General features: G+C 34.0%; 33 protein-coding genes, 3 pseudogenes and 1 other annotated feature. Of the genes and pseudogenes, 7 read left to right on the forward strand and 29 right to left on the reverse strand.

The window, feature by feature from the left end:
• Positions 1-5: 5 nt before the first annotated feature.
• The 4 genes from ACIP9G_RS02010 to ACIP9G_RS02025 all read right to left on the reverse strand — a co-directional run bounded on the left by ACIP9G_RS02010 (position 6) and on the right by ACIP9G_RS02025 (position 3,572).
• A complete protein-coding gene (locus ACIP9G_RS02010) occupies positions 6-566 on the reverse strand; it encodes a biotin transporter BioY (protein ID WP_340824322.1) in 561 nt (186 codons plus the stop codon).
• Between the two features lie 239 nt (positions 567-805).
• Positions 806-1,597, reverse strand: coding sequence for a class I SAM-dependent methyltransferase (locus ACIP9G_RS02015; protein WP_401016990.1), 792 nt, complete (start codon positions 1,595-1,597; stop codon positions 806-808).
• The gene (locus ACIP9G_RS02020) at positions 1,585-2,016 is read right to left on the reverse strand and encodes a BrxA/BrxB family bacilliredoxin (RefSeq protein ID WP_401016992.1); all 432 of its coding nucleotides are present in this window, start codon (positions 2,014-2,016) and stop codon (positions 1,585-1,587) included. Before ACIP9G_RS02020 ends, ACIP9G_RS02015 begins: the two co-directional genes overlap by 13 nt.
• Positions 2,017-2,354: 338 nt before the next feature.
• Positions 2,355-3,572, reverse strand: a complete 1,218-nt coding sequence (locus ACIP9G_RS02025) for a translocation protein TolB (protein WP_401016994.1) — start codon at positions 3,570-3,572, stop codon at positions 2,355-2,357.
• Between the two features lie 549 nt (positions 3,573-4,121).
• On the opposite strand from ACIP9G_RS02025, the gene ACIP9G_RS02030 reads away from it, so the two are divergent.
• Complete coding sequence (locus ACIP9G_RS02030) at positions 4,122-4,319, forward strand: hypothetical protein (protein ID WP_401016996.1); 198 nt, start codon at positions 4,122-4,124, stop codon at positions 4,317-4,319.
• Between the two features lie 496 nt (positions 4,320-4,815).
• Here the strand turns inward: ACIP9G_RS02030 and ACIP9G_RS02035 are convergent, their stop codons facing one another.
• The 3 genes from ACIP9G_RS02035 to ACIP9G_RS02045 form a co-directional block, all read right to left on the reverse strand.
• Positions 4,816-5,310 carry a DUF4352 domain-containing protein gene (locus tag ACIP9G_RS02035; protein WP_401016998.1) on the reverse strand — a complete coding sequence of 165 codons (495 nt, stop codon included), beginning with the start codon at positions 5,308-5,310 and terminating at the stop codon, positions 4,816-4,818.
• 233 nt (positions 5,311-5,543) lie between these two features.
• Positions 5,544-5,801: a hypothetical protein gene (locus ACIP9G_RS02040; protein WP_401017000.1), complete on the reverse strand. Its 258-nt coding sequence runs from the start codon at positions 5,799-5,801 to the stop codon at positions 5,544-5,546.
• Between the two features lie 118 nt (positions 5,802-5,919).
• Positions 5,920-6,156, reverse strand: a complete 237-nt coding sequence (locus ACIP9G_RS02045) for a hypothetical protein (RefSeq protein ID WP_401017002.1) — start codon at positions 6,154-6,156, stop codon at positions 5,920-5,922.
• A 24-nt stretch (positions 6,157-6,180) separates the two neighbouring features.
• Between ACIP9G_RS02045 and ACIP9G_RS02050 the strand changes: the two genes are divergently transcribed.
• On the forward strand, positions 6,181-6,384 hold the full coding sequence (locus tag ACIP9G_RS02050) for a helix-turn-helix domain-containing protein (RefSeq protein ID WP_401017004.1): 204 nt from the start codon (positions 6,181-6,183) through the stop codon (positions 6,382-6,384).
• Positions 6,385-6,719: 335 nt separating this feature from the next.
• On the opposite strand, the gene ACIP9G_RS02055 is transcribed toward ACIP9G_RS02050, so the two are convergent.
• From ACIP9G_RS02055 to ACIP9G_RS02080, 6 genes and pseudogenes are all read right to left on the reverse strand, one after another.
• The gene (locus ACIP9G_RS02055) at positions 6,720-7,529 is read right to left on the reverse strand and encodes a PP2C family serine/threonine-protein phosphatase (RefSeq protein ID WP_401017005.1); all 810 of its coding nucleotides are present in this window, start codon (positions 7,527-7,529) and stop codon (positions 6,720-6,722) included.
• Entirely contained in the window at positions 7,522-7,974 is a 453-nt protein-coding gene (locus ACIP9G_RS02060; RefSeq protein ID WP_401017007.1) for an HIT family protein, read from the reverse strand. Before ACIP9G_RS02060 ends, ACIP9G_RS02055 begins: the two co-directional genes overlap by 8 nt.
• 161 nt (positions 7,975-8,135) lie before the next feature.
• Positions 8,136-8,343 (reverse strand) — a binding site (T-box leader).
• Between the two features lie 150 nt (positions 8,344-8,493).
• Positions 8,494-9,018: a GrpB family protein gene (locus ACIP9G_RS02065; protein ID WP_401017009.1), complete on the reverse strand. Its 525-nt coding sequence runs from the start codon at positions 9,016-9,018 to the stop codon at positions 8,494-8,496.
• Between the two features lie 299 nt (positions 9,019-9,317).
• Entirely contained in the window at positions 9,318-10,241 is a 924-nt protein-coding gene (locus ACIP9G_RS02070; protein WP_401017011.1) for a hypothetical protein, read from the reverse strand.
• A 383-nt stretch (positions 10,242-10,624) separates the two neighbouring features.
• The gene (locus ACIP9G_RS02075; protein WP_340824260.1) at positions 10,625-10,774 is read right to left on the reverse strand and encodes a hypothetical protein; all 150 of its coding nucleotides are present in this window, start codon (positions 10,772-10,774) and stop codon (positions 10,625-10,627) included.
• A gap of 66 nt (positions 10,775-10,840) precedes the next feature.
• A pseudogene (locus ACIP9G_RS02080) lies at positions 10,841-11,392 on the reverse strand (phage minor head protein); the annotation flags it as partial.
• 129 nt (positions 11,393-11,521) lie between these two features.
• Here ACIP9G_RS02080 and ACIP9G_RS02085 point away from each other — a divergent pair.
• Both ACIP9G_RS02085 and ACIP9G_RS02090 read left to right on the forward strand, forming a co-directional pair.
• Positions 11,522-11,737, forward strand: coding sequence for a type II toxin-antitoxin system HicA family toxin (locus ACIP9G_RS02085; protein WP_172771775.1), 216 nt, complete (start codon positions 11,522-11,524; stop codon positions 11,735-11,737).
• A gap of 110 nt (positions 11,738-11,847) precedes the next feature.
• Positions 11,848-12,282, forward strand: coding sequence for a type II toxin-antitoxin system HicB family antitoxin (locus ACIP9G_RS02090; protein WP_401017013.1), 435 nt, complete (start codon positions 11,848-11,850; stop codon positions 12,280-12,282).
• Here the strand turns inward: ACIP9G_RS02090 and terS are convergent.
• The 7 genes and pseudogenes from terS to ACIP9G_RS02125 form a co-directional block, all read right to left on the reverse strand.
• Positions 12,279-13,023 (reverse strand): annotated as a pseudogene (gene terS / locus ACIP9G_RS02095) (phage terminase small subunit). The gene ACIP9G_RS02090 and the pseudogene terS overlap by 4 nt on opposite strands.
• A gap of 97 nt (positions 13,024-13,120) precedes the next feature.
• Positions 13,121-14,083 carry a nuclease-related domain-containing protein gene (locus ACIP9G_RS02100; protein WP_401017015.1) on the reverse strand — a complete coding sequence of 321 codons (963 nt, stop codon included), beginning with the start codon at positions 14,081-14,083 and terminating at the stop codon, positions 13,121-13,123.
• Positions 14,084-14,490: 407 nt separating this feature from the next.
• Positions 14,491-14,646: a hypothetical protein gene (locus ACIP9G_RS02105; RefSeq protein ID WP_401017017.1), complete on the reverse strand. Its 156-nt coding sequence runs from the start codon at positions 14,644-14,646 to the stop codon at positions 14,491-14,493.
• 22 nt (positions 14,647-14,668) lie between these two features.
• On the reverse strand, positions 14,669-15,313 hold the full coding sequence (locus ACIP9G_RS02110; protein WP_401017019.1) for a hypothetical protein: 645 nt from the start codon (positions 15,311-15,313) through the stop codon (positions 14,669-14,671).
• A 610-nt stretch (positions 15,314-15,923) separates the two neighbouring features.
• Entirely contained in the window at positions 15,924-16,742 is an 819-nt protein-coding gene (locus ACIP9G_RS02115; protein WP_401017021.1) for a permease prefix domain 1-containing protein, read from the reverse strand.
• A complete protein-coding gene (locus ACIP9G_RS02120; protein WP_401017023.1) occupies positions 16,739-17,080 on the reverse strand; it encodes a PadR family transcriptional regulator in 342 nt (113 codons plus the stop codon). The genes ACIP9G_RS02115 and ACIP9G_RS02120 overlap by 4 nt, the downstream gene beginning before the upstream one ends.
• A 229-nt stretch (positions 17,081-17,309) precedes the next feature.
• Positions 17,310-17,747 carry a LuxR C-terminal-related transcriptional regulator gene (locus ACIP9G_RS02125; protein ID WP_401017024.1) on the reverse strand — a complete coding sequence of 146 codons (438 nt, stop codon included), beginning with the start codon at positions 17,745-17,747 and terminating at the stop codon, positions 17,310-17,312.
• Between the two features lie 138 nt (positions 17,748-17,885).
• On the opposite strand from ACIP9G_RS02125, the gene ACIP9G_RS02130 reads away from it, so the two are divergent.
• Positions 17,886-18,122 (forward strand): hypothetical protein, encoded by a 237-nt coding sequence (locus ACIP9G_RS02130; protein WP_401017026.1) that lies wholly within the window; start codon positions 17,886-17,888, stop codon positions 18,120-18,122.
• 39 nt (positions 18,123-18,161) lie between these two features.
• On the opposite strand, the gene ACIP9G_RS02135 is transcribed toward ACIP9G_RS02130, so the two are convergent.
• From ACIP9G_RS02135 to ACIP9G_RS02160, 6 genes and pseudogenes are all read right to left on the reverse strand, one after another.
• On the reverse strand, positions 18,162-18,563 hold the full coding sequence (locus ACIP9G_RS02135) for a YhfM domain-containing protein (RefSeq protein ID WP_401017027.1): 402 nt from the start codon (positions 18,561-18,563) through the stop codon (positions 18,162-18,164).
• A gap of 138 nt (positions 18,564-18,701) precedes the next feature.
• A pseudogene (locus ACIP9G_RS02140) lies at positions 18,702-18,998 on the reverse strand (DNA adenine methylase); the annotation flags it as partial.
• Between the two features lie 12 nt (positions 18,999-19,010).
• Positions 19,011-19,517 (reverse strand): DNA adenine methylase, encoded by a 507-nt coding sequence (locus ACIP9G_RS02145; protein WP_401017029.1) that lies wholly within the window; start codon positions 19,515-19,517, stop codon positions 19,011-19,013.
• Positions 19,518-19,884: 367 nt separating this feature from the next.
• Positions 19,885-20,070 (reverse strand): hypothetical protein, encoded by a 186-nt coding sequence (locus tag ACIP9G_RS02150; RefSeq protein WP_340824241.1) that lies wholly within the window; start codon positions 20,068-20,070, stop codon positions 19,885-19,887.
• A complete protein-coding gene (locus ACIP9G_RS02155) occupies positions 20,052-20,276 on the reverse strand; it encodes a hypothetical protein (protein ID WP_401017032.1) in 225 nt (74 codons plus the stop codon). Before ACIP9G_RS02155 ends, ACIP9G_RS02150 begins: the two co-directional genes overlap by 19 nt.
• A complete protein-coding gene (locus ACIP9G_RS02160) occupies positions 20,269-20,460 on the reverse strand; it encodes a hypothetical protein (protein ID WP_401017034.1) in 192 nt (63 codons plus the stop codon). Before ACIP9G_RS02160 ends, ACIP9G_RS02155 begins: the two co-directional genes overlap by 8 nt.
• 354 nt (positions 20,461-20,814) lie before the next feature.
• On the opposite strand from ACIP9G_RS02160, the gene ACIP9G_RS02165 reads away from it, so the two are divergent.
• Together ACIP9G_RS02165 and ACIP9G_RS02170 are read left to right on the forward strand one after the other, a co-directional pair.
• Complete coding sequence (locus ACIP9G_RS02165; protein ID WP_401017036.1) at positions 20,815-21,438, forward strand: DUF3885 domain-containing protein; 624 nt, start codon at positions 20,815-20,817, stop codon at positions 21,436-21,438.
• 269 nt (positions 21,439-21,707) lie between these two features.
• Positions 21,708-22,580: a gluzincin family metallopeptidase gene (locus ACIP9G_RS02170; protein WP_401017037.1), complete on the forward strand. Its 873-nt coding sequence runs from the start codon at positions 21,708-21,710 to the stop codon at positions 22,578-22,580.
• Positions 22,581-22,797: 217 nt separating this feature from the next.
• Here ACIP9G_RS02170 and ACIP9G_RS02175 read toward each other — a convergent pair whose 3' ends face one another.
• The 3 genes from ACIP9G_RS02175 to ACIP9G_RS02185 form a co-directional block, all read right to left on the reverse strand.
• The gene (locus tag ACIP9G_RS02175; protein ID WP_401017039.1) at positions 22,798-23,226 is read right to left on the reverse strand and encodes a YxiJ family protein; all 429 of its coding nucleotides are present in this window, start codon (positions 23,224-23,226) and stop codon (positions 22,798-22,800) included.
• A 373-nt stretch (positions 23,227-23,599) separates the two neighbouring features.
• Positions 23,600-24,112: a hypothetical protein gene (locus ACIP9G_RS02180; RefSeq protein WP_401017041.1), complete on the reverse strand. Its 513-nt coding sequence runs from the start codon at positions 24,110-24,112 to the stop codon at positions 23,600-23,602.
• Between the two features lie 153 nt (positions 24,113-24,265).
• The gene (locus ACIP9G_RS02185; protein ID WP_401017043.1) at positions 24,266-25,060 is read right to left on the reverse strand and encodes a phosphotransferase family protein; all 795 of its coding nucleotides are present in this window, start codon (positions 25,058-25,060) and stop codon (positions 24,266-24,268) included.
• Positions 25,061-25,087 lie beyond the last annotated feature (27 nt).

The raw sequence follows: 25,087 nt of genomic DNA on the forward strand, positions 1-25,087 counted from the left end.
ATATCTTATTCTACTTCACTATTTAGCTTTTGTTCTATTGGACTAACTGCCCTTAATTGCAAGACAATAATTGCCGCGATAATTGCCTTTATACAATCACCTGGTAAATACACTAACGCTCCTACTAAACCAGCCCAAATAGACGTTTGTGTAATCAATGCCATAACTGGTGCTCCAATTAAACTAACTAGTAATACACCAAATACAAAATTAATAATTAATAATTTCCAAGTTTTAATAGAAGACCATATTTTTTCAGTTGCATAGCCAATTAGAAAAGCTGCAATCGGCCAGCTAAAAATATAGCCTGCTGATGGACCAACTAATACCGAAAAGCCCCCTCGTCCACCAGATAACAAAGGTAAACCTAAAGCTACTAAAACAATAAACAGTACGAGACTAATTGCCCCTGTTTTCTTTCCTAAAAAACCTCCTGCTAACATTACACCTAAAGTTTGTGCTGTTATCGGTACTGGAATAAAACCTACTGAAATTGGAGGAATTAATCCTAGTGCCGCTATTAATGCTGCAAAAAGTGCCGCATATACCATTTCTTTAGTTGTCATATAAAAAACCTCACCTTATAAAAAATTTATGCAAAAAAACCGGTTTCTTTGTATGTGAATTATAATAGCGCTAAAATTCATTTGTGTAAACTTATTTTTAGTTAAAAGTTAACTCAAATTATAATAATATTTTCAAGTGATTGTTTTTCTTTTGTAAAGATGTGATTTTTGTCAAGAAAAAAGGAACAGACATTAAAATCAGTCTGTTCCTGAAAGTATAACTTAAGCGAATTATGGACTTATTGCTTCAAAATAACGCCATAATGAAATTTTGAAGTTAAACGTGTCAATCTTGAAAAATGATATTTTTCAAACCATGTCGACCGAAAGTGAGCCTTTAAAACAACTCGTTTTTTTGCAACTCGTTTCGCTTCTGTTACCCATTCATCGGTTAATGTTATATGTGCTCCAGCCGTGCGAAGTGCTTGAAAATTATTCGATTCCTCTATAATTTCTTCGAACATCGGATCCATATAGACGACATCAAATGCATTGTCAGGCTGTAATTTTAAATATGCTATAGCTTCTGCCTGTACAACTTCGATTTGTCGCATACATGCGGTTAAAGGAAGCTCGGATGTATCATATGTGTCCATCCCGTGTGCCACAATAAACGCCACATTAGGATCTGCCTCTAGCCCAACTACTCGCCCAGAATCCCCAACAATGAAAGCAGCTAACATCGCATCTGCACCTAAGCCTAGCGTGCAATCCAATACCGTGTCACTTTTTTCTAGCTGTACGGCCTCTAAAAACGGCTCAATTTCTCCGCGTGCCACTCGCTTTAAACGAAATGCTGCTGAATTGGGATGAAAGAAAAAAGGCTCTTCTGCCCCAAATGCATAATATTCATAGCGATTTTTTCCTGCAACAATAACATTTGCCTGCATTTCCTCGGAGATTTTGCGAATTGAACGCTTATTACGAGCCACAAACGATACATGTAACGTGTCACACGCAAAATCAGCGAGCACCATCGACAAGTCGTCTGGTCTGCCCGCTGTAGTCACAATCGTTTTTATTTCTCGCATGTTTGCTCTAAAACGCCTGTTAAATGCGCTGTAATTTGCTCCACTGGAAAACCTTCAATTTGTTCACGTGGAATAAAATAAGCCAATTCCCCATCTTTTAAAATAGCCATTGATGGCGAGCTTGGTGGCACATCCTCAAAGAAACCACGCATAGCAGCAGTAGCTTCAGGATCTTGCCCAGCAAATACTGTTACAAGATTATCCGGTTTTACCTTACCTACCGCTTCACGTGCTGCTGGCCGAGCTAACCCAGCCGCACATCCACATACCGAGTTGATAACAACTAAAGAAGTCCCCTTCGCCTCCGCCATAAATTCATTTACAGCATCAGCCGTTGTCAATTCACTAAATCCAGCCTCCACCAACTCTTCACGCATCGGCTTCACTACCTGTTTCATATATTCGTCGTAAGCGTTCATGCTTTTACCCTCTTTCATATGTAATCACAAAGCCCATTATAGCAAGGTTTCTTACGAATGTACAAAAACTTGTTTTCGCCGAAAATCACATGTTTTCGGGAGAAATGTGACTTTTCCGTGACTTTCGTGACTTTTTTTGTGTAACGACAGGGGGTTGGTTGGGGGTTGTTTTACACCTAAAAATTGGGACGAAAGTTTTTCATTTCAAGAAATATCAGAACAAAAAGACAGAATTTTTTCTACACGTTTTGTAGATTAAATCTGCCTTTTGGACCGAATATTCAACTAATGCTCTCTTTTACTAGAATAAAGAAGTGTAGAATCTGCGGATGTTTCAGTTACTTACTATAGAAAAAAGTTGGTGCAGTGTCTACGTTTATTAACCACCGATATTCTAGACCATCTATTCTATCTTTAATCCATACATCTCCTTGGTTTTCTTTTTTAGCTGTTCGATACCAAGTAATCCTTGAACCAACTACTTGAGGAGTATTATCTATTTTATTGTTCTTTGGAAATGTAATCTGCCTTTGTTCTCCTGATTCAAGATTAATTACATATAGCGCTGTATACATAGTTGGAACTGGTCCCAATTTCCATGCTTTGTTTTCTTTTGCCCGAGCAACAATTATTTCATCTAGAGAAAGCCATTCCAAATCTAGGTCTACATATCCTTTAGGTGTATAGTCCTTTTGTTTATTCGCTGTAGGGATCTCGGTAACGGTTGTATCTTTGTTTTCAACAAAAAATCTTCCTTCACCCGATATGTAGGCTAGTTGATTTTTTGATGGAGCCCACTTTATCCAATTTTCATACCCAAGCATTTTTCCTATCACTTGAAATTGATCACCTACTGATGAAAGTACTGATAATGTATTGCTATCATTGGACCAAGACGCTGTGGGTGTTAATAGAAAACTAATCCAGCTCCCATCAGGACTAAACGTTAAATAGTCAGCATCAATAGCGAATAAGTCCGTTGTATTTGTTTGAATGGTGTAAAAGGGCTTTATTTTATTCGTATCGAGATTGGCATCTAAGGGCACTTTAAAAAGACGAACAGGTTCCCATCCAGTAGGAAGTAAATTAGATTGAGATGAAACGATAAACGCTTTTCCATCGGGGAACCATTCAAAATCACTAACACCTAGAGATACATTTTCAAAACCTTGTGGTCGCCCATTTTCGGTTTTTGTAACGTTTAGGATACCTCCCGAATTGTAAGCTAGTTGATTGGATGTTGGCGACCATTTGATTTCATTTGCTTCAATTATAGGATACGGCTTATAACTTTCCTTTTTCTTCACATCATAAATATATAAATTCGTTTTTCCATCCTCTTCCTTACCTGCTAAATAGGCAATAAATTGACCGTCTTTTGACCACTTTGGAGAGGATACATACTGACCTGTCGTAAGCTGTAGTTCCTTATCACCCTCTTTTATCCAAAGCTGGTGGTCTCGTATGAAAGCAGCTTTAAGTGGGCCGTCAGCAGAAACGCCTATTGAAAAATTAAAACTAATAAATAGTATTAATAATAAAACCCTAGTTGCCATTAATCATCCCACCTTTTTATCATAGGATGTTCTATTGAAGGGATTAAATTCGTCCATCAATCATAACAAATGCTGGATTGTTGCTTTTCACCGCTACCACCTTCCATTACCTGCTCCATTATTCGAATAGCAACAATCAGAAAACAGCCAATATATAAAAGCCCAGACTCAGATTAAATGATTCTGGACTTTTTCCGTTTATTTTGTTGCTCTACGTTGCTGAATCGTAATATACAAACCAATCAAACGATCAGTTGTCATGGTTCCACTTTGTAAATCCTTCAAATGTGAAGCATTAATAATCCCCTCCTTCACAGCCTGTGCAATAAAGTTTTCAAAATTTAACTAAAGCCACCTGTTTAGCTTAGTAAACATCTGTTAGTCTTCATCCAAAAAAGTTGCAGTGGATAAATTTAATAGTGGTACTACTATTATTGCTAAACCTAAACTTAATTCACTATTTACAATATAAAACATTTTTTCATTATATTCCAATTTTGTTGATAACGCTTTCCGAGCGTGGTATTTTTATATAAAGGAGGTGATTATATGAGATATTTATTTGGATTCATTTTTTTATTAATAGGTATTTGGCAGCTAATAATAACCTGGCGAACATTCACAGGTCTCAAGAAAGACGGAGATAAAAGTACTTCTCCTTTTATTATGCTAGGCCTGTGGAATAGTTTATTATTTGCCATAATTTTTATTGCTGTTTCAATAGGATGTTTCTACATCAATTTTTAAATATTTCTATTTATAATTTATTTGGTTTGTTCATTACTTTACAAGTATGTGATAAGTCAATCTCGTTGTTGAGTCGTCTTAAGCAGTATATTAAGTATCGAACCAATACACATACAAACTAAAAATCCAAACAAAGCATAAATGAGTGATTCCATAATACCTCCAAACTTCTATTATGTAATATTTGACTATAAATTCTTATTCAACTAAACTGCCCCGTTAGTTTAATATAGTTCCTTGCCATTTATATCCTGACGTTAACTAATTCGAGCGAAAAAAAGGTTTTGTATTCGCATCGTTATAGAACTTTCTATAATGTAGCTTTATTAATGCGATTGGATATACCAATTCGTATGAAAATTGTTAAAAAACCGATTTATATCAATAAAAAAGAGGCATCTAAATCATTTCGATTTGATACCCCTTTTATAGTGTTTGTTAAAGTTTTGTACTCGAATCCAGAACCCGCTACTCAATAAGTGACTTTTATAAACGCTTAATTTAGATTTATTATTCCTGTTTCAGTACCCCAGAATCCGGTCTGTACTTGTAAATTGAGGCCCACTAATCCTGGTGGAACTTCAAACACTACATTACCAGTTAAAGCAAGCCCAGGATTGATTCCTTCATATGTAAAGTATTTATCATCAGCTACGATTACTGTTGAAGAAGAATATTCAGCTCCATTACTAGAAATTAATTTAAAGAAACTTGAATCAGTGTTAATCATTTCTGTTCCATCATTACGAACAGTCACATTAACAGTTAAAAACACAGCCCCGGCTGCATCAGGTTCATACTTCATAAACCCATCAGATGCACTAATTTCATTCACTTCTTCAATTGAATTTACTTTAAATGCAACTTTACCTACAATAAGCTCTTCACCAATTCCAACATGTCCATTTTCTTCGGCACTCGATTCAGATTTTTCCTCACTATCTTTATTACTAGTTGAATACGTAGCAGGAGCTTTTTCTTTATCCGCCAATTCATTGGTATCATTGCCGCCAAAAGAAGTGACAATGACTCTTAATAGAATTAAAGCTCAATACCACCACAACCAAACTTAAATGCCTTTTTCATAAAAAAATTCCTCCCTTTATAAAAAATTCATCTCAAAATAAATATAAATAATCAGGGAAGATTCGACAATATTCTCAGCAAAAAAAATTTGAATTTTCAATAGAAAAACACCCTCACATGAGAGTGTTTGACTTAATTTTAAGTTACGTAAAAATCTATTTCCAATTTACGTCTTTGAAGTTCATGAAACATTATAGTCATTAACTTTTGACAACCAAGCCCTTTATTTAATGCAGCATTCACCGCCAAATAAAGTAAGTGTATTTCTCTGTCACCCATTTCATTCACCACACTTTTGCTCCAATCGCGAAAATCATTTGTAAGTGGTGGTGTCAGATTATAAAACTCTGAATAATGGATCATCGCTTGTAAACAGCTTTCACTTGGAATTTGCATGATTCTCCCTCCTGGGAGTAACATTTACTATTGTTAGTTTTTGATGGTGGATGTCACTCGAATTTTATTTCACAGTCTAAGTTGGCGCTTAGATTGTGATTTTTTTATTTTCAAACATTTAAGATACCTCTATTGCATTTCCTAGCAACAACGATAGTAACTCACCAAATTTAGATGGGAAATACAACGGTTGCGTTTCCTTTGGATTATGGGGGCTAATAGCATTAGAACCATAATAGAGTCCTTGTTCTGTTAAAGACTTAAATTCTTTAACACTACCATTAGACGAAGGTCGCTCCTTAATTTCGAGTAATCCCAATTCAATTAAGCGAGTATTCGCTTTAGCAGCACTCATTTTCACTCCATGTTCTTTAAGTAAATGTGTCAGTGCAACCTTTCGTTCTTCTTCCACATATTTAGGCAAAGTGAAAATATAAAGAAATCAAAGCCTGAATATACCCAATCATTTGTTGCTAAAGAAATAGGTGTTGCAAGAACTACTTATACAGCTTATGAAAATGGTACAAAAATGCCTCCTATTGACACTTTAAGTAATATCGCTAAGCTTTTGATGTTTCAATAGATTACCTTCTAGGTCGAACAGAAAAACAAAAGCTTGCTCCTCAAGAAGAAGATGCAGACTTTCAAGCTTTTTCTAACAGTCCAGAACTACAGAAGTTTTACAAAGAACTTCCTTATTCGAAAGAAGAGGCAGTTCAGAGATTACGTGATATTTGGGAAATTTTAAAACATGAAAATTAATAATACTTAGCCAGTCAAATTGCTCTCTGAATAAAAAATGTCACAAGAAAAGTCACAAACGTTGATTTAACAACATTCGTGACTTTTTGGTGTACGTCCAAACTTTGATTTGGAACGTTATTTAGATTTATTTTGCATACTAATTAATATATTCTACTAATTACTAGGGATTGTGGCAGTCTTCGAAATATTTATCTTCCATGAAATAATTGTTGTACTGTCTCTAACATTATTATCTTGGATGTCACTTAACATTTTCCAAATACTACGCTCATCATCTAGGTTATTAACTGCATTATAAATATCTATCGCGTTTGCATAGGGTTCATTCGGGCACTCCGTTAATCCATCGCTTGTAAGGAATAAATGATTTTCTCCATTTCTTAATTCCCTTCTTCCGACTGTATAGCAAGGAACTTCTTGTTCAAAAGTATTGACCTGTCCTATCCATTCATAAAATTGTCTTTGATTTAATTGGTATTGACCTAGTGCAGCTAATTGTGGATGAAACAAACAAAGAATACAATCTCCAACCGAAAACCACCATACATATTTATCTTTCCTGACTACAATTAAGCAAGCTGTTTCTCCCTTGATTTTCCGACAAATAGATAGGAAATCCGCCGATTGAAACATACTTAAAATCTTATCTTCTATCATATTGAAAAATTGTGAATTTACAGGTAAGGACAATAAATTTTTGATAGCACTTTTTTCTTTAATGAACTGCTCTAAAATAATTTTAGCACTCTCTGCTGTATTATGTGCATCAAGTAGAATCACGAACTCCCAATTTTCTTTGATATTATACCAAACTAAACAACCATCTTCATTCTTATATTGCCCTACATTAGAATTACCACCATAACGTCCAACTAAAATATGATTAAGTTGAAGAACGCTTGGTTTATCAACGAAATCTTCTTGGCTACCAACCCAACTAAAATCTTTAGTAATATTATTCATATGGATTACCCTCTAGATACGTTTTAAGACGATTACAAAGTTCAATAACAGCATTATTATCGCCCATAGGAGCATCTTTCCAATCGTAAACTTCGGATGGTCCCCAGTATTCTTTTGGCGTATTTGGATAGCGAGCTACTAGATGCATATGAAGATGTGGAACTGAATTTCCTGAAACAAATGAATAGATGTGTTCAGCATTTTCTGACTCCGTTAGAGCTTTACTAATTCGAGCCATAATAACGCCAAACGCTTTTGCTTCATCCATCGTCATATCAGCAAGTGTGGGAGCGTGTCTTTTTAAATCAATCATAATATGACCAAGATAGTTTGGATTACCATTTCTATCAATATGTCCAACAAAAACATATTCGTCTTCGTAAATCATCACTCCTGATGTTTGAATATTTCCAGCGTGTTTATTACAAATAAAACAATCGTTCATAAAATTTCTCTCCTTTCGATTTATACATTTAAAGTTAATAATTATAGCTGTAAACATTATTGTAATAACCTTTTACATTCAAAATATTCGCTCACTTTTTTAACTTCTCTCACAATAGTTTCATGGCTTACCCTCCTAAAAATAAAAAAACCTCGCCTCAATAAAGAGACGAAGTTATATTCGCGGTACCACTCTAATTGATTAATTCATATTAATCCACTTAAGCTATAACGGTAGCTGCCGTTTATACTTACTTTAGTTCAGTATAAATACTCATGGACGAGTTCGGAAATTTATTGACTGTTTTGCACCATCCAACAGCTCTCTATACAATAGTTGTTCCCTAATACTTCCAATCATTGACTTATATATTGATTTAAATCATATTAAATTTAGAAAATTTTGTCAATATTAAATTCCCAAAGCGTCGTTTGGTTCTTATATTAATCTGCTACGTTAGTAATAAAAAATCTTTACTTCTTATTGAAGTTAAGCACCGGTTACTTTAATAAGAGATTTTTATTTAGCGTACATTTCTTTCATAGCTATTTCGAAAATCTTTTTAATAAACGGTTCTTTCTTCTTTGTATATGTTGGTCTATCGAACTTATATTTAGAAGCAAGTTCTTTTTTTAATGAAGCATACTCTTTGGCCACATGGGGGTGTAACCTAAGATAATCTCGAAACATTAATTTTTCAATCCACTCACTGCTGTTAATTTCACAGATATGCAGATGACAAGTACCCTTTCCCCATAAACCCTTCCTAAAAAACATTCTATCTTTAAACTCAGGTTTATGGATATATTCAAATTCAATTTCACTGAGAGGAATAACAAAGTTGGATACCTCACCTAAATCTTGTATGCCCAAAATAATATCTATTATTGGCTTCGCTTCCAATCCCTTTATAGAAATGCTTCCAATATGTTCAATCCCAACAACTTTATCACCTAAAACATCGATAATTCTTTTTTTCTCATATTCAAATTCTTTTTCCCAATTAAGATTATAATCACTAAGGTTCACAATTGGTTTCTTCATTTTGTCCCCACCTATAAAATATTACTAAATGGCCCTTTAATGAAAACGAGCGCTGATCCTTATTATAGAATCGCGTCCTATTGTTATAGTTTGGTCTTCTGTGTCCAAAACTTTTATTTGGGAAAGTTAATTTGAATGATTTTGTATACTTTATAACGTTTTAATGAACTTAGACAGAAGTGCTTATTCAATAGTAGCTCACAAATGCGAAGAGCCAAAATAGTTGCACTGCTGTTTTTAAGCAATAAATCGTCTCTTTTACTGAGTGATACTAAATCTATATTCCTTATCACCTACCGTCACACACCGGATTTCACTTCATACATATACAGCTCATCCCCGTCCAAAAACAGCAACTTACTCTCACGGTTATTCACTAATTGCGGTTCGAAAGGCTTACCATCCGGCCTCGTCAGCTCGATTTTACGGACAGTCTTATATTCATTACCTTCACGATGTAACTCAAAGAGTGTACGTTCTCCTCTGCCTCGGTATGCAACGATCGTCTCCCCGTTCACCGCAAACGCCTGAAAATAAATATCTTCGGGTGAATAATACGATGTGAGACCTTCTTTCCGTACGCCAATCTTCGAATCTAGGCTAAAGAAAAACCAAATTCCTCCATCTGCTACACCATTCAACGCCAAACACTCAAAAATAAAATATTCCTTATCTTCTTCAAGCGAATCCAATTTAGCACCCGAGGCGTCCCAGCCAACTAGCCCGCTGCGGCCAACCGGATCCTTCCAGCCGTAATTGCCGAAAACGCCTTCATCAAAGTACCCTGTCCAAATCTCTTGATTCTTTGTTACGTACACATGCCCAATACCATCCCCTAAACAAAATGATCGGATGAAACGACCATTCTCATCATAGACACGTGCATTTTCTTCAATGTTTTGCGCATCATGGTAATACGACCGTGCGCATACAAGCAGAAATTGTCCGTCATCAATCGGCTGTATGTAATGATAATTCCATGTCTCTTTCGGCAAATCTAGTACTTTCTTTTGTCCATCTTTTAGATGAATGACTTGATATCTATAGCTTTGTTCCGTAACGGTTGCAGGGAAACAACCATCGATTAGTGGAATTCGCTCTTCCTTCAGTAGGACAAATACATCGTTTTCATGTCCAAGTGCAATCGAAAGAGGCATCATTTGTTTCAACTCTTCGTTCAGATTAGCTATTGGATTCATAAGTATTTTGAGTATTGATTTCATTTTCTTTCAGCAACCTTTCCTCGATAGTTTGCATACGCAAAAAGAATTTAAATAATAATGATTTTATTTCTTTTTCATTAAACCATTGATTAACTCTATCAAGAAAATTTTACCACTTTTTAAAATGCACCGAAATCGTCGTTAAGTAACATTTCTTAATAGATTGTTACTCCACAATCTGGCCCGATTGTTGAATAAAATTTAATCAAAACTTCCAAACCAATTCAATTTTAACACATATAACCAATAACGAAATCACCTCTAAGAAAAACTAACGAGGCGATTTTTATCATGCTTTAATTCAAGAATTAAATTAATGATGCTTATACAAACAAATGTATTCTATAAACCTCGTATACTAAATTAAAAAAGGGAAAAAATTCTCATTCTAAGTAATTTGCGATTTCTATCATTGAATTTGTCAATCGAGCTAGTTCCTCATCAAGCGCTGATTGAGAACGCTCCGCTAACAATACTAATTGTTGGTGGAGTATTTCATCAACTGACATTTCATTTATTGATTTATATTCCATTTTTCTGCTCCTTTAATAATTTTTTTAAAATTACATCTGCTTTTAGCACTAGATGTTCATAACATGCTACCTTTCGGCGCTAAACTTCTTTCTCCACTCGTTATAACTCACATAAGGTACTGTCACACTTGGTGGCTTCACTTCTTTGTAAGCTTTATTAAACGCCTGTTTATACGGTAGTCCCAAGTCTTCCATGTAAGCATCTATACGAGCTGCTAATTTCTTTTGGTACGTATCATCCATATAGTCTTTGCCGCGTCTGTATTCAGGTAGTTTACCGTTTACCATGTAAATCGAATGGCAACGGCACTGAATATCCATGGAAGCAACGCCCCATAGTCTTGGCGCTTTTGATTTCCACTTACCGTAGTGATAATAGCCGTCTTTATCCGCTGTTTGCCCATCTAGCTTTCTATGTGATTTGCGAACTCTCGTATCAAGGGAGGACATCCATATCTTTGTTAGCCGAACGGTTTTACTAGCCTTTTCTTCTACGGCTAAATCGGCAAGTGATCGCACTCGGCCACCTTCTGTACGTGCAACAAGGATGGCTTTCTTCTTGGTCCACCCCATAGCGTTCTCAATCCTGTGCGCCATTTCAGAATAGCTTTCACCTGCTTGTAGGCTTTGTCATTTTACTCAACTCCCTTAATATTACACGCATAAAAAACACGCGTATTTTCACACTCCAAAATAGACACGCGTTATTTATGCGTGTTATAATGATATTAGAAAGGAGGTAAGGTAATGGGAAAGCAAGTGACCATAAGAGAAGCACTAAAAAGACTCAAAAAAGAAGGATTCATCAAATCTCCTACTCATAAGGGTCCTGGCAGTCATCAGAGATACATACATAAAGATGACCCAACAAGATTTGCTGATATAAGCGTAAAAGCTGATGGTCGATTGATTCCGGTAGGCACACTTAAAAGTATTGAGCAGACTTCAGGGGTTAAATTCTAACCCCTCTCTGCTTACATCTATTGCCTTGCCTTAACTTGCCTTTCTCTATATTGCCTTACCTCAATGTCCAAAAGTAACATAATAGTATTTAAAAAAAGGAGGTATTAATATTGAGCTACGCCAATCATTTTATTTACCCAGTCGTTGTTGAGACTGCAGCCGATGGTGGTTTAGGAATGTATTTCCCTGACTTTGCTGGAACAGCTATTTTAGCTGACGATATTAAAGAAGGTATCCAAGAAGCGAAAGATATGTTAGCTTTTCGTATCCTTGAATTAGAAGAAAATGAAACTTCTCTGCCCAATCCATCAAATCCTGCAGATATCGTTTTGCATGCAGAATCAGATCGAATTATCTTTATTGACGTTTACATGCCCCCATTTCGTAATGAGTCTGTAAACAAAGCAGTAACTAAAAACTGTACACTTCCACGCTGGTTACGAGATGCAGCTGAAGATGCCGGTTTAAACTTTTCACAGATACTTCAAGCTTCCCTTAAAGAGGCTCTTGGTATTGAACAAAACGACAAAAAAGCAGCCAATTAAGGTTGCTTTTTTTTGCTGACAATTTGAATTTCTATAGGTTCATTTTGTTGACTAGAACCAAGCTTTTCAATCTCCAACTTCGTCTTATTAATATTCAACTGCATTTGCTCTAACTTCAATCGACGTTCATCATCCATATCTGCCATCTCCACAAACTGACGAATTGAAGAACGCAACTCCCCGATTGCCCTTGATTGAGCAGTGAGTAGTTGCGCCTGTCGTTCCCATGCGAATTGGAAGTTATATTCTGTTTCGTGCGATGGATTTTTACCACCTTGCACCTTCTCTCGCTTGAGCTCTTTTATGATTTCGTCTTTTGATTCAACATGCATAATACGTTGAGCTCTAATAATAGCAGCATACTGGATTTGTATTTGGTCCCAGATTAGGTCGGCTGGAGAACGTTCGTTCATTGATTCCATGATTTCAAGCGTTTCTTCAGGTAGAAACTTCGCAAAGAAACCATGCGTTGTTGCATTCTGATTTTGCTTAGGTGCGCCGTGCCCCTTAGCATTGGAATTACCAGCAGGGGCCCCTCGACTTCGTTTAGTAACGTTACTATTGGATTTAGTAATGTTACCTTTTAAATCGGTCATCCCATTTATCTTGGTTCTTCCACTTTCGAATTTGAGAATCGGATAATTGTAGTTGTTTGGCAATATCCTTTAACAGCATTTGCCCTTTGCTATCGAGCCACATTTGAAACGCTTCTGAACGTTCTGGGTTTTTCGGTCTAGCCATTGTTCATATCCACCACCTCCATCGTCATTTGTTTGTTTTGTAATCAAACCATTATGCTAGTTGCTTTTCGAAATAAAAAAGCATCCTTAAAGGACGCTTAGCTAATTCTATTATATTCATTTAATAATTCTTGAATTTCCAACAATTCTTCAACATTATACTTTCTTTCGCATTTTTCAATTTTTTCACGAAGAATATCTTTTAATTCTTTTTCACCTTTGCAAATTAGTGTAGGGAAGTTCCCTTGTTGCTTACCATAAATTTCAACAAAGTTATTTTTATCTTGGTAATATCCGAAGTAAACTAATGAATTAATACCAATGTTTTTATTAATTTTTTCTTTAATATATTGATTTAATTTGACCGCAGTCTGTCTAACTTGATTTACCGGATTATCATATGAAATTACTCTAAATTCATTGCTTCCTTCATTCTCTTTTATTGGATTCAAAATTAAAGTTTTTTCCATATCATCCTTAATCCCTGGGAATAGATTATCCAACAAAATAGATAAATTATCTGCATTTTTTTTTGAAATACCTTGAAGAATTTTACCTTTCCAATACTTTGTTTCAATTATATAAATACCTTGTGGCAATAGAATAAGATGATCAATCTGTCTAGATTTCAGATCTTCATTATCTTTATAACGAAACGGAATAAATACGTTACCCATAATTATCATTTCATTACGATTGATAATCCCCTCTTCTAGTAAATTACTTTTCAAGTCCATTAATATTTCATGAGCAAGTATTTCTCCACGGTTACGCGAAAATTTTTCTAGATTCCCGATATATTTTTTCATATTAGTTAGTTCAGTATCGTAATCTTTTTTTAGTTTCTGTAATTCGTGATTATTTTCTTTTTTTAACATATTATAGTTTTCTGTGACTGTAGCCGATATTTCTTTTTGACTTTCATTTAAAATGTTTTCTGTATTCTTCCGGATTTCATTTTTTTCATCTTCATGCATTCGCATTAACTTTCTCTGGTTATTAAATAGTAATAATACTACAACTGATAATACAACTATAGTGCCAATAAAAATATTTTCCATCAATATCATCTCCCATTTAATCATAAATCAAATAGGAATATAATACCATAAATATTTCACTCTAAAAAGCACGCACCCATTAAACAGCAATACGCGCTATTCAAAGCCCTAATAAATCATTGCTTTAATTCTGTCGCCACATACGCATTTGTTTGGAACAGTCTATTTAACCGATTCATTGGCTAACTAGTGTATGCCCATATTTTCTACAAACAACCGGAGTCGGTCGTTTACAATCTTCACACTGCAATACATAGAGCATGTTAATCACCTCATTCTGATTTTGTTGTCCTCAAAATCACACCAAACTCTACCCTCTCATCACTAAGCGTTTTGGCTGTTTAATGCAGTTTCCAAAGCAAAATAAAAAGCCACACCTCGTTAGGTGTGACCTTTATAAATTATGGCTATTTATCTAAAGATTTAATCTTATATGTATTCAGCGCTTTAAATGCCTCACTTAGTAATTTTGAACTTGAAACACTTTCTGATTCTTTTTTTGCAATCGTTGAATTTTTTAATCTTTCTTGATTTACGACGCCTGGAAAAATAATTACATCCATTTTTATCTCTCCTTTTATACAATTATTCATTCCCTAATATTTTTATGCTTTTGTGTTTTATTTTAGACATCTTTTCTTCAATTACTTGTTTTTCTTTTTGCAAATGTAAGGATTCCAGTCTTTCTTTCCACATTATGTATAATTCTATTGTGTGCGTAAATAATGTTTCCCTAACCCCATTTCTTGCATCACAATATACATCATAATTCAATTCAACAAATCGACAAAATGCATCTGCTAATGGATTAAAAGCAAGTTCTTCATCAGCTAACCCACTCATCATTGCAGCACTAAAGAACTCTAGTTGATTAATTAGTGTTGTTGCACCACAATTATTTTTGTGCTTGATACTTTCGACTACATTGGGGCTTTTAAGATTAATCTCACTATTGAAAGTGAATGCCCTATTCTTAATATTTGGATATATATTTATTCTTTTGCCCGACAATTTATTTTGATAATCTTCAAATTGGGGAATAAATTCAGTTGCGAACCAATGTAAATATTCAATACTTTTTTCAACAGATGCTCTTTTATTTTTAGCTTGAATATCGGCTTTCATTATCTTTAATTGACGACTAGCAACAACAATCCCTGCAAACAATCCTATACTAGTAATGTAATAGAGATTTTCCAACATTTCTTTTAAAATTTGATACAAAAACACTGTATTATATCAACTCCTACAAAAAATGATGTATTATTAATAATTATCACATATAAAATAAATGTTTTCTATAATATTAATTTGATATAAAAAGCCTTCATCCTAAGATGAAAGCTTTAATTTTATGATAAAAATGTCGAGTTAGCTCACTTCTAGCAACGTGGTAGAGCTACACCACGTTATTATTGCAAGTGAATTGTGTTCGTGCATTTCCGTGCACGTTTATTAAGTTTGACAGAATAAAATGGAAAGTGGACGAAGTTCACATAATAACCACTCCTTATTCCAATTTTTAGCCTTCTATATTATTTAAGACACTTTATCTCTTAAAAAATATAGGACGGCCATGTAAGTCGTGCTAAGAACTAGTCTGCCAAGCGCGGGTCGGTCGTCGGTCGGTCTTTCCCTAATATTCGGGATTTCATAAATACCAAGGGAGGAAAACAATTCCGCACCGACCTACCTCCGATTTTACAATACAAATTTTCTATCACAAACTATCGTACATGTTTTACATTTGTTCTTTTTGTTACGTATGTTACATTTGTTCCACAATCGCGCCGGATTGTTGAAGATCGTTATTGAACTAAAGCACCCCGTTACTTTAAATTCATACAACTGATTCTCTTTTACCAGAAATATAATAAATCAGATATCCAATAACATTGAATAACGCAAATACAAATATCCAGCCAACATTTAATCGTTTATAATGATAAGCATTAATTATTGCCCATATTGTAAAGAGGGTAAGGTATATCGCAATTCCAGAAAACAAAATTATAGCCATCAAGTCGCCAATATGTCTTGTTTCCATATCAACATACCACTGTTTCCCATCACCGTTTCCGTAAGGGAAGAAATTCGCTTTAAGCCATGTAGGATTCCACACTTTTTGTTCATATCGATAATCTGGTTTTGCATCCCTAACATAATCGAATATCAAATTGTTATTTGCAACATCACTTACATTATAAATTTCAACCTTCGAAATTTGATCAGCCTCTTGAACCAAACTTTTTATTTCTTCTTCCATATCTTTTGAAATTGCCGCTTTCCCTTTTAACACACTAAAAATATCAGTCGCTACAGTCGAATTTTCGTTAGCATTTTCTTCTTCGATAAACATTATTATTCCAAATGCAGTGACAGTAAAAAGAAACACACCTATCGCAAGATAAAGCATCCATTTAGCAAATACTTTTTGTGCATTAAATAATTGTCTCACAACAGAACGCAATTCTTGTTCTCCACCAAATCTTTCAATTGCTATGTTGATAGCTTCTTTTTCTGATTTCCCCTCGGATTTCAACTCATGAACAGCCTCTATTAAATGATTTTTCATCTCTGCTTTTAATTCTTCGATTTCTTTCTTGTTCCCACCGGCACTACGATAAACTTCATCAACATATGATTCTATTTGTTTCACCCTTTTTCTCCCCCTTCGATAAATAAATCCATTAGTTTTTTAACATAATTCCATTCATTGCGTTTTACTTCAAAGCCTTCTTCACCTAAAGGTGTGAGTTTATAGTATTTTCTCCTTCCCCCTGGTCCTTGTTCATCGCCCCAGTAAGATTCAATCCATTTATTTTTTTCTAATCGCTTTAAAGACAAATAAAGCGTACCTTCTTTCAATTCAAACTGTTCATTACTTTTTTCTCGAACTAATTTAGCTAACTCATACCCATACATGTCTCTGCTATGTAGTAATGAGAGAATTAATGTATCAATATGACCTTTTAAAACCTCTTTATTCACTTCCAAATTTACCCACCTCCTTAATTAGTTATAATACACATTACTATATAATGCAAGGTATTCATTATAAAAAAATTAAGTCCTTATTATACTAAACTGCCCCGTTAGCTTTAGTACCTTGTTTCACAAACTCGCATCAAGATTAACACAAAACCCCATTTTTAATTTAGAAGTATTATTCAATTAAATGACCCTTTTGTTGAACAAATGTTATTAAAAAAAGTAGCCAAAAAGGCTACTTCATCATCTGACTCAAAATATTATTTCTAACTCTAAATATTGTCGTACTAGACAAACTCATGTGTTTACCAATAGCGCGCATACTTTCACCATCTAGCAGTCTATGCAGCACTTCAATCTCTCTATCCCCATGCACTAACGGAATACGATTCTGCACCTCTGCAATCTTTTGCTCATATTCTTTAATACGATAATTTAGTGAATATACACGACGTTGTACTTCTGTATACACCGGATCACTAGTACCTCCGCTTGCCTTTGGTAATATTGCCTCAATACCGTACATTGCTATTTTTGCACCAATGTAACTACTGTTATCAACCTGTACAACTGTCTTTCGTGCTTCTTCAATAGTCGCAACCATCCAATGATAATTCTTAATCCACTGCAGTAAATTCTCTTTCGTTACTTTAATTTGCCCTTGTTTGCCCATCAGGTTAGCCCCCTTAAGCTGTGGTATAATGCTTTTGAAAAGGCTCAAGTGGAATAACCAATTTTTAGCTGTAGCGAGTGACTACGCTGCAGCTTATTTATGGTACAATTTACATAAAATACATAACGAGGTAATTCAATGGACATATTTTCAGATATATCACTTGGTGGAAGTCTTTTGTTTTTTATACCGCCAATGATTTTACTGCCGGTGGTAATGGTAGTTTGCGTAGCAATCTACAAAACGTTATTCGGAAAAATCTTGCCGAAAAAGATATATAATTTCTTTATTGGCCCAATTGCCCTACTTGGTTTCTTCGTTTGGGCAATACCAATGAATATGGGGTTTTATGAGTTTTTTAGAGCGATATTATAATCGCTCTTTCTTCTTAATTTCCTCATTTTGTTCAGTAAATCATTTTTCGTCTTTATAAGACTCCAAAAGTTCAATTAATGCTGGAACGGCTTCTTCATTCAAAGAATACCTATCATTCATATAAAAGCTTCCTGTATTTGCACTCGCGTAATACCATATATCAATGGTTTCTTTCGAGTTATCATCGTATATCACTTCAAGCTTATATAAAGGACCTTCATCTGTATGAGGCTGTGATGATATAGTGGCATCTTGCATTGCATCTTCAAAAAGTTTTATTTCAGCAGCATTTTCAACTTCTTGTTTATCTAACTTGGTATTGGTACCTTGTCCAATCACAATTATTTTTTGAATTTCACCTGCAAACTCAAAAGTTTTCTTCTCTTCATTATTACATCCGACAAGAAACAACAAAACGAATACTATAAACATTTTTTTCATTAGATCTCAGACCTCTCACTATTTGTTTAATAGATTAGACTTAAAATCTATTAAACAGTTACAAACTGACGAAACTATCATTTACTAATAAATTATTAAATACTCTAAATATTCTTCAGATCATTCATATCTTCCCTCCTACACCTTCTCAAAAAACGATTGTTGTATATACCCACGCTCAATTATTTGAGGATTGAGCCACAAACTTTCGCATTTTTCTTTCGCAGCTTCGGTTGTGGCCACTTTCGAAATTCTTGTCCAACCTTGTAAAATATCATTGTACATATCGTTTTTGTAGCCACTAATCATGGCAAAACCCCGATGTTTATTTAAAGCTCGCAATAACGTTTCATGTTGTTCATTCGTCATTTCATAAGCATAGTGTCGTTTTGTACGTGTGCTTAATAAATACGGTGGATCACTGTATATCAAACAATCCTCTTTGTTTTATCTGCGTATCAGAGTTGTAGCATCTAAATTTTCAATTTGGACATGTTTTAATCGCTCCGTTGCTTCTAAAACGATAGCTGGTAGCTTACGCCAATCAGGTAAGGCACTAAATATTTTCGAGTCTACATTGTGACGCCACCCTATAAGAGCACTTGTTTTTCCTCCTCTAGACATCCAACAACGAACTAAGAATACCCTTGCTCTTTCTAATGCATTTAATTCATCCTTCAATGCTGTAAATGATTCGTTGTATTCTTGCCTTGAATAGGGCATAAGTTGAATTTGTTGAGCCAGTTGTCCAGGCTGGTCGCGTATGACTTTGAATAGATTGACGATATTGCCATCTAAATCATTTATTGTTTCGATACGTGCAGGTTGCTTATTGAATAAGACAGCACCACTACCGAAGAATGGCTCAAGATACACCTCATGCTCGGGCATTTGGTTTACTATCCATCTAGCCAGATTCCATTTAGAACCCACATAATTTAAAACTCGCTTCAAACAATCACCTCCTGTTATTGCACATTTTTTCGCTTAATCCTCAAATTGTGCAGTAAATGGATCAATACAATGTTCTATAAATATCCTAACTATGTTATTATTTTATAATCAGTAATTCCAAATGTTAGGAGGTTTTAGGATGACTCTAAAGATTGTTAAAACTCTATTATCAATCATCCTTGTTTTCCTGTATTATTTAGGCTTTTGGACGGCTAACCCTATTATGAAAATTGTATTTTTCTTTCTTATGGTCCTCTTTATTTTTGAAATAGGTGTTGATACTGGTAAGAAGCGAAAGAACAGAATTTAACCAGAAAATTCTGTACATATTCTTTAAGACACGAGTTATTCGTAACATTACACAATCTCATGTAGCCTTCAATCCTCCAGTAAATGCAATATAATTCAAAGCCTCGTCCTGTGTGTTAAGCCCTTTCAGCACGCGTAAAGCTTCAAGGTTCTGATAAAACCCTATCTCGTTTTCTTTGTACTGATATTTTTTGTAGAGGCTAGTGTGTAACACCATCTGATCAATTAAGTATTGTTCACCCATTCCGCACCCCTCGCTTTAATTTGATTCTCGCTATATGTCAAAATGCGTTTAGGCTTTCCATACTTTTTACCAACTTCATCTCTCGTCATGCCATGCACTAGCCAGCAATGCTTTTTCGTAATGATGGTCCCAATGTGATGACAGCCAGGCACAGGGCATTTCAGCAGCTCTGCATTTGGTGCATACCATGTGAAATTTTTAGTCATTTGTTTCACACACCACCAATTTATTAAAAGCCCTGCGGTCACCAGTTTCCAAAGCGATATCGATAGCAGTAGCTTTGTAATTTTGTTTGTTGAATTCGTCAAGCTCATTCATGAGTTTGTTTAGTTCCCACTCACATCTCGCCTCACGAACCTTAGCTAAAATCTGTTTATAATCATTCTTCATCCATTCTCCCTCCAATCAAGGAGCTTGGCGCCCCTCACTTTAATCTGTAGTTCAACCCTAAATCCTTATCGATATGAATAAAAAACTGCTTACACATTTGATAAAAGCGTGTACCGAGACCTTCATCCATTTGAACAAGAATCTCGTCAAAAGTTAGTTCGCTGCTAATAAACACTGGCTTATTCATATAACGATAGTTCACAACAGAATAAAGCTGATACAGCAGGTCATATAGGCTATAATGGTGAGAAAAAGGCATGGAAAAAAGGTGCTAGTGAAAGAACAGCTTCACTAGATAAGAATGGTAACGTCATTGATGAATAATAAAATAATGTGGAAATAAGGTGACTCTATATGCAATTAAAAAAATTTATGGAAGAACATTATAATGGATTAGCATTATCGCCAGATTTTTATCATAATTGGGATACAGGTATTCATGTTGAGTTAGGTAATGATAATCATCAAAATTATGATAAAAATTATTTACCTAGATTTCATATAGAGTATAAACAAGTATCTGAAATTGTGGGTTTGTTGTTTAAAAAAACTGATGATGTCATTGTTGTTGTAAATTCATACCCTGATGAAACAAAAAATACAGTAAATCCAAACTTTTTTAAAAGATATGTAAAGAATCAAAAGAAAAAGTATTCATTATTACTCCAAGAATATACTTGGCTATTCGATGAAGATAAGATTTCAGTTCAACAAATGGAATTATATTGTAAAGTCTTGGATTTAAAATTAGAATTACTGCTAAAAACATGTATTCATGAGGACTTTTTATCTCAAAATCCTCGACTAAAAAGAAAACATAGTATTTATGCTCCTGATGTTTTTTTAGTGAATACTAATACGAAATGTATTTTCCATCTTTATGATGATAATGGCTGTGAAATCTTAAATACAGATATGGAGTTTCATGCTGACCTTTTAGATTACTTTAAAGAGTGGAATACTCAATCCAAACCATAATATATTGCACGAACAAAAAAGAGTGTTAATCCAAAAGATTAATACTCTTTTTTTATTTAAACATCCCTCAATTTATTCTCTCTGAATGGATTGCTCCCGTTGCTTGGTAAGTAGTATATGGTGATCCGTTAAAGATTCCCCAATTACTCGTCTCTATAATTGTGGATTTTCGGTTGTGTGTTGATATATTCCTTAAATATTCTAAAAAATGAAACTTTTACATTTTATTTCCGTATAAACTAGAAAATACTATTTTTATGGAGGTAAATATGATTAAGTTTAGAGGCTATATCCTTATATTAGTATTCCTATTAACAGCCTGTACTCAAGCTCCAGTTGTTCCTAAAGAACAAGAAAAAAGTGAAGAAAATATTGTCACTACACCGGATGGTAAAATAACCTTTGAGGTTATTAATAATATTCAGATTCCCCAAGAAAAGGTAGAAACAATTAAGGAAGAAATACTTGCTGCATATGAAGTAATAAAAAATTCAATCCATACTACATATGTTCCATCTGACAGAATTCAGATATTTCTCAATGAAGGAAATCAAAATTCATGGGGCTTTGCAAAGGAAATCCTGCTATATGACATTAAGGATGATCGATATCCACTTGTCCATGAAATGACACATTCTATACTCGGTTATGGAAATAATTTTGATACAAGTAGTGGTTATTTTACACAAGAAGGTTTTGCTGATTATATGGAACAAAAATACGGAAATACTACAATTCATTCTCATCAAATCATGAAGCATTTTATAGATTCAAATAAATTAATACCTATTAGCAAGTTAATAGATACGAATTATGCCCATTCCTATTTTCGTCCTAAATTTACAAATGAATATGAGAAGAACGCCCTTATGAAAATGAGCTATATTCATTCTTCTTCTTTTATTTCATATTTAATTGATACTTATGGAATAGAAAAATTTGAACAGATATACAATGATAAGGATTTGGCTAAAAAGATAGATGAGGTTTACGGTAAACATATTGATGTGTTAGAAAAAGAGTGGATAGCTCTTATCAATAACCAAACCGATCTAACAACAAATGAGAAATTAATAATGGATCTCTATAATTTTGTTTCAGTTATAGATAAAATTGATCCTAAATATTTTACAAAGGAATAATTTCTTAGAAATATTAATGGTCAAGGAAAACAGGTTTAGCCAGTCAAAATGAGTTGCTTCTTTTCATAGAACCAGATGCTCTCTGCATAAAAAGCTGAATAAAAAATGTCACAAGAAAAGTCACAAACGTTGATTTAACAACATTCGTGACTTTTTGGTGTACGTACAAACTTTGATTTGGAACGTTATATTAAATTTTGGTGTATAAATTCCAAGTTCATTTCTCAAAATTCAGATTCAGATTTATTTTTGTGTAAAGACTCTGTTGTTTTAACGGATAATGGTTATTTGATAACAGCTTTAATAACAATTTTCTTGCTTGCTCATGGATTTTACATTCCTTATAGTTTGCTATCAGGTCTTCAAGAAATTCATATGGATTATAGTATTCAAAAAAAGACTTATACAGCATGTCAATTTGTCCTGTTGGAATTTGATTTGTCTTTCCTTCTAAAACATAACTTAATGTTCCTGCTATGTTTGAACAGTAGAATCGAAAATCCTCATAGAAATCCACCTCATCCTCATCAGATAAATCCAAAAATTCTGTTCGAAAATCTTCACTTATTTTATTAATATCTTCAGTAGGAAATGGCTTTCTTAATTCATCTTCAATTTCAGTTAATTGTTTTAAAATAGTGTTCATATTTTCACCCTTATGTGTGTGTCAATTATCTATTTTATCAAGTTTGTTTAGTAGTCTAGCACAAACCCTTCCAAAGCATTTTTTGATAACGATTATTGCTCAGTAGAAACTCTTATCGCTTTCTGCTCAAAATAAACTAGTTATTGTTTTCATAATGAGTGGCTTGTTTAGATATTTAAATAGTTTAATTAAATAATATCAAGCTTTAGATTAAAACAAATAAAAAGAGGCTTTGAGATTTTTATAGAGTATTATTGATTGCTACCAAACGGCGCTTTGGGGACTTTATTTACTTTAGAATAATTGTTGAATATCTATCCAGGATAAAACAGGGCTAATGTTCTTTATTCAGTACTTGTAGCGATAGAATAACTCAGCGTTTATCTTGTAAGAAATCACCAATTCGAATCGTCTCTTCAACAATTTTACCATCAGCATTCTGCTGCCACGAAATGTTTATCTTATATGTTTCAAAAATACTTTGTAACTGCTCGCTTGAAAAATCCTTGGCATAAAAAATAAAGCGCTCGGAATCCTGCTTAAAGCTGCCATTTTTAAAATTACTTGATCTACCCTCACCATTCATATACTTGGGTCCATAATTTAATTCAATTTCACTCATAAATGCATCCCAATCAAAGTCATGCTTTACAGTTAAATTGTGAAACTTATTACCATTTAGTATTTGATAATTTAAAACAATAACTGCATAATACAGTTCAATTTCTTGTTTAGTAAAGTTACTTGCACGATTAACCAATAATTCTAGTTCCTGTTTATTAACATTTTGGATTTCAAATTGTAATTTGTCCTCTTTAACAAGTTCCTTTTGAGAACAACTTACTAGTAACAGCACAAATAGTATTACGAATGCGAATTTTTTCATTAAACCACCCCAAGGTTATTTTCTTTTCTTCCCAAACAGCACGTTCAATTTAATTCTTTTATTTTATTCGACTAAATGGCAAGATTCTTAAAGAAGAAGTGCAACCTCTACTCTCGAATTGCGACCGATTGTGGAAGAACGGTATTGGTATTTTTAAAAAAATTCATATAACCCTTTTACAAAATAATCATACAAAATATCATCAATTATTTTTCCCCCATATCCCTCAAAAAAAGTTTGTTTATCTGTTTCATTTTCAAAGGCATTGAGTTTAGGCCTAATAGCTAAAGATACATCATATCTCGGGTCTCCGTATGCTCCTCCACCCCAATCGATTACGCCTGTAATGACTCCTTTGTTGACTAAAATATTATCAATTGTATAATCTCCATGTATAAGTGTTTGTTTAAATTCATTCGGCTTAATTGATTTAATTTTTTCTAATAATTTTTTTGTTCCATCCTCATTGTTCTTTTTAAAATTAAGTTCTGCATTACATAACATTTGATCTAGCCAAGGTCTTTCACCAATTAATTCATTTGGACAAGGGGTTGAATGGATTTGCCTCAATAGATTACCAAAGTTAAATATTATTTCTTGTCGTTTCTCATTATTTTTTTCGTTATATAAAGCTGTTCTTACAGTTTCGCCTTCTATAAACTCTACAAGAGCCCAGGATTCATTCTTGAATTTTTTTTCAACGAATATCTTCACCTTTGGGATAGGTAAATTTGTTTCATTAGTTAAGCAGTTTATAACTTTTACTTCTCGATTTAACAAAGAACAATTTACCTGACCCTTTGTCCTTTTGAGTGCATAAAATCCTTGATTATTTTCAATTAATCCAACATCGGAACCGTAACCTTGTCGCGGAAATTTAATAGAATCTATGTTAAAAAGATATTCTTTTATTTCACTTGGTATTTCTTCAGTTTGAATTGGCAGCAATTAAATACACCTCGTAAATTAAATGGT

It is taken from the genome of Lysinibacillus sp. NPDC093197 (assembly GCF_044754025.1).
In the GTDB taxonomy this organism is placed as follows: Bacteria; Bacillota; Bacilli; order Bacillales_A; family Planococcaceae; genus Lysinibacillus.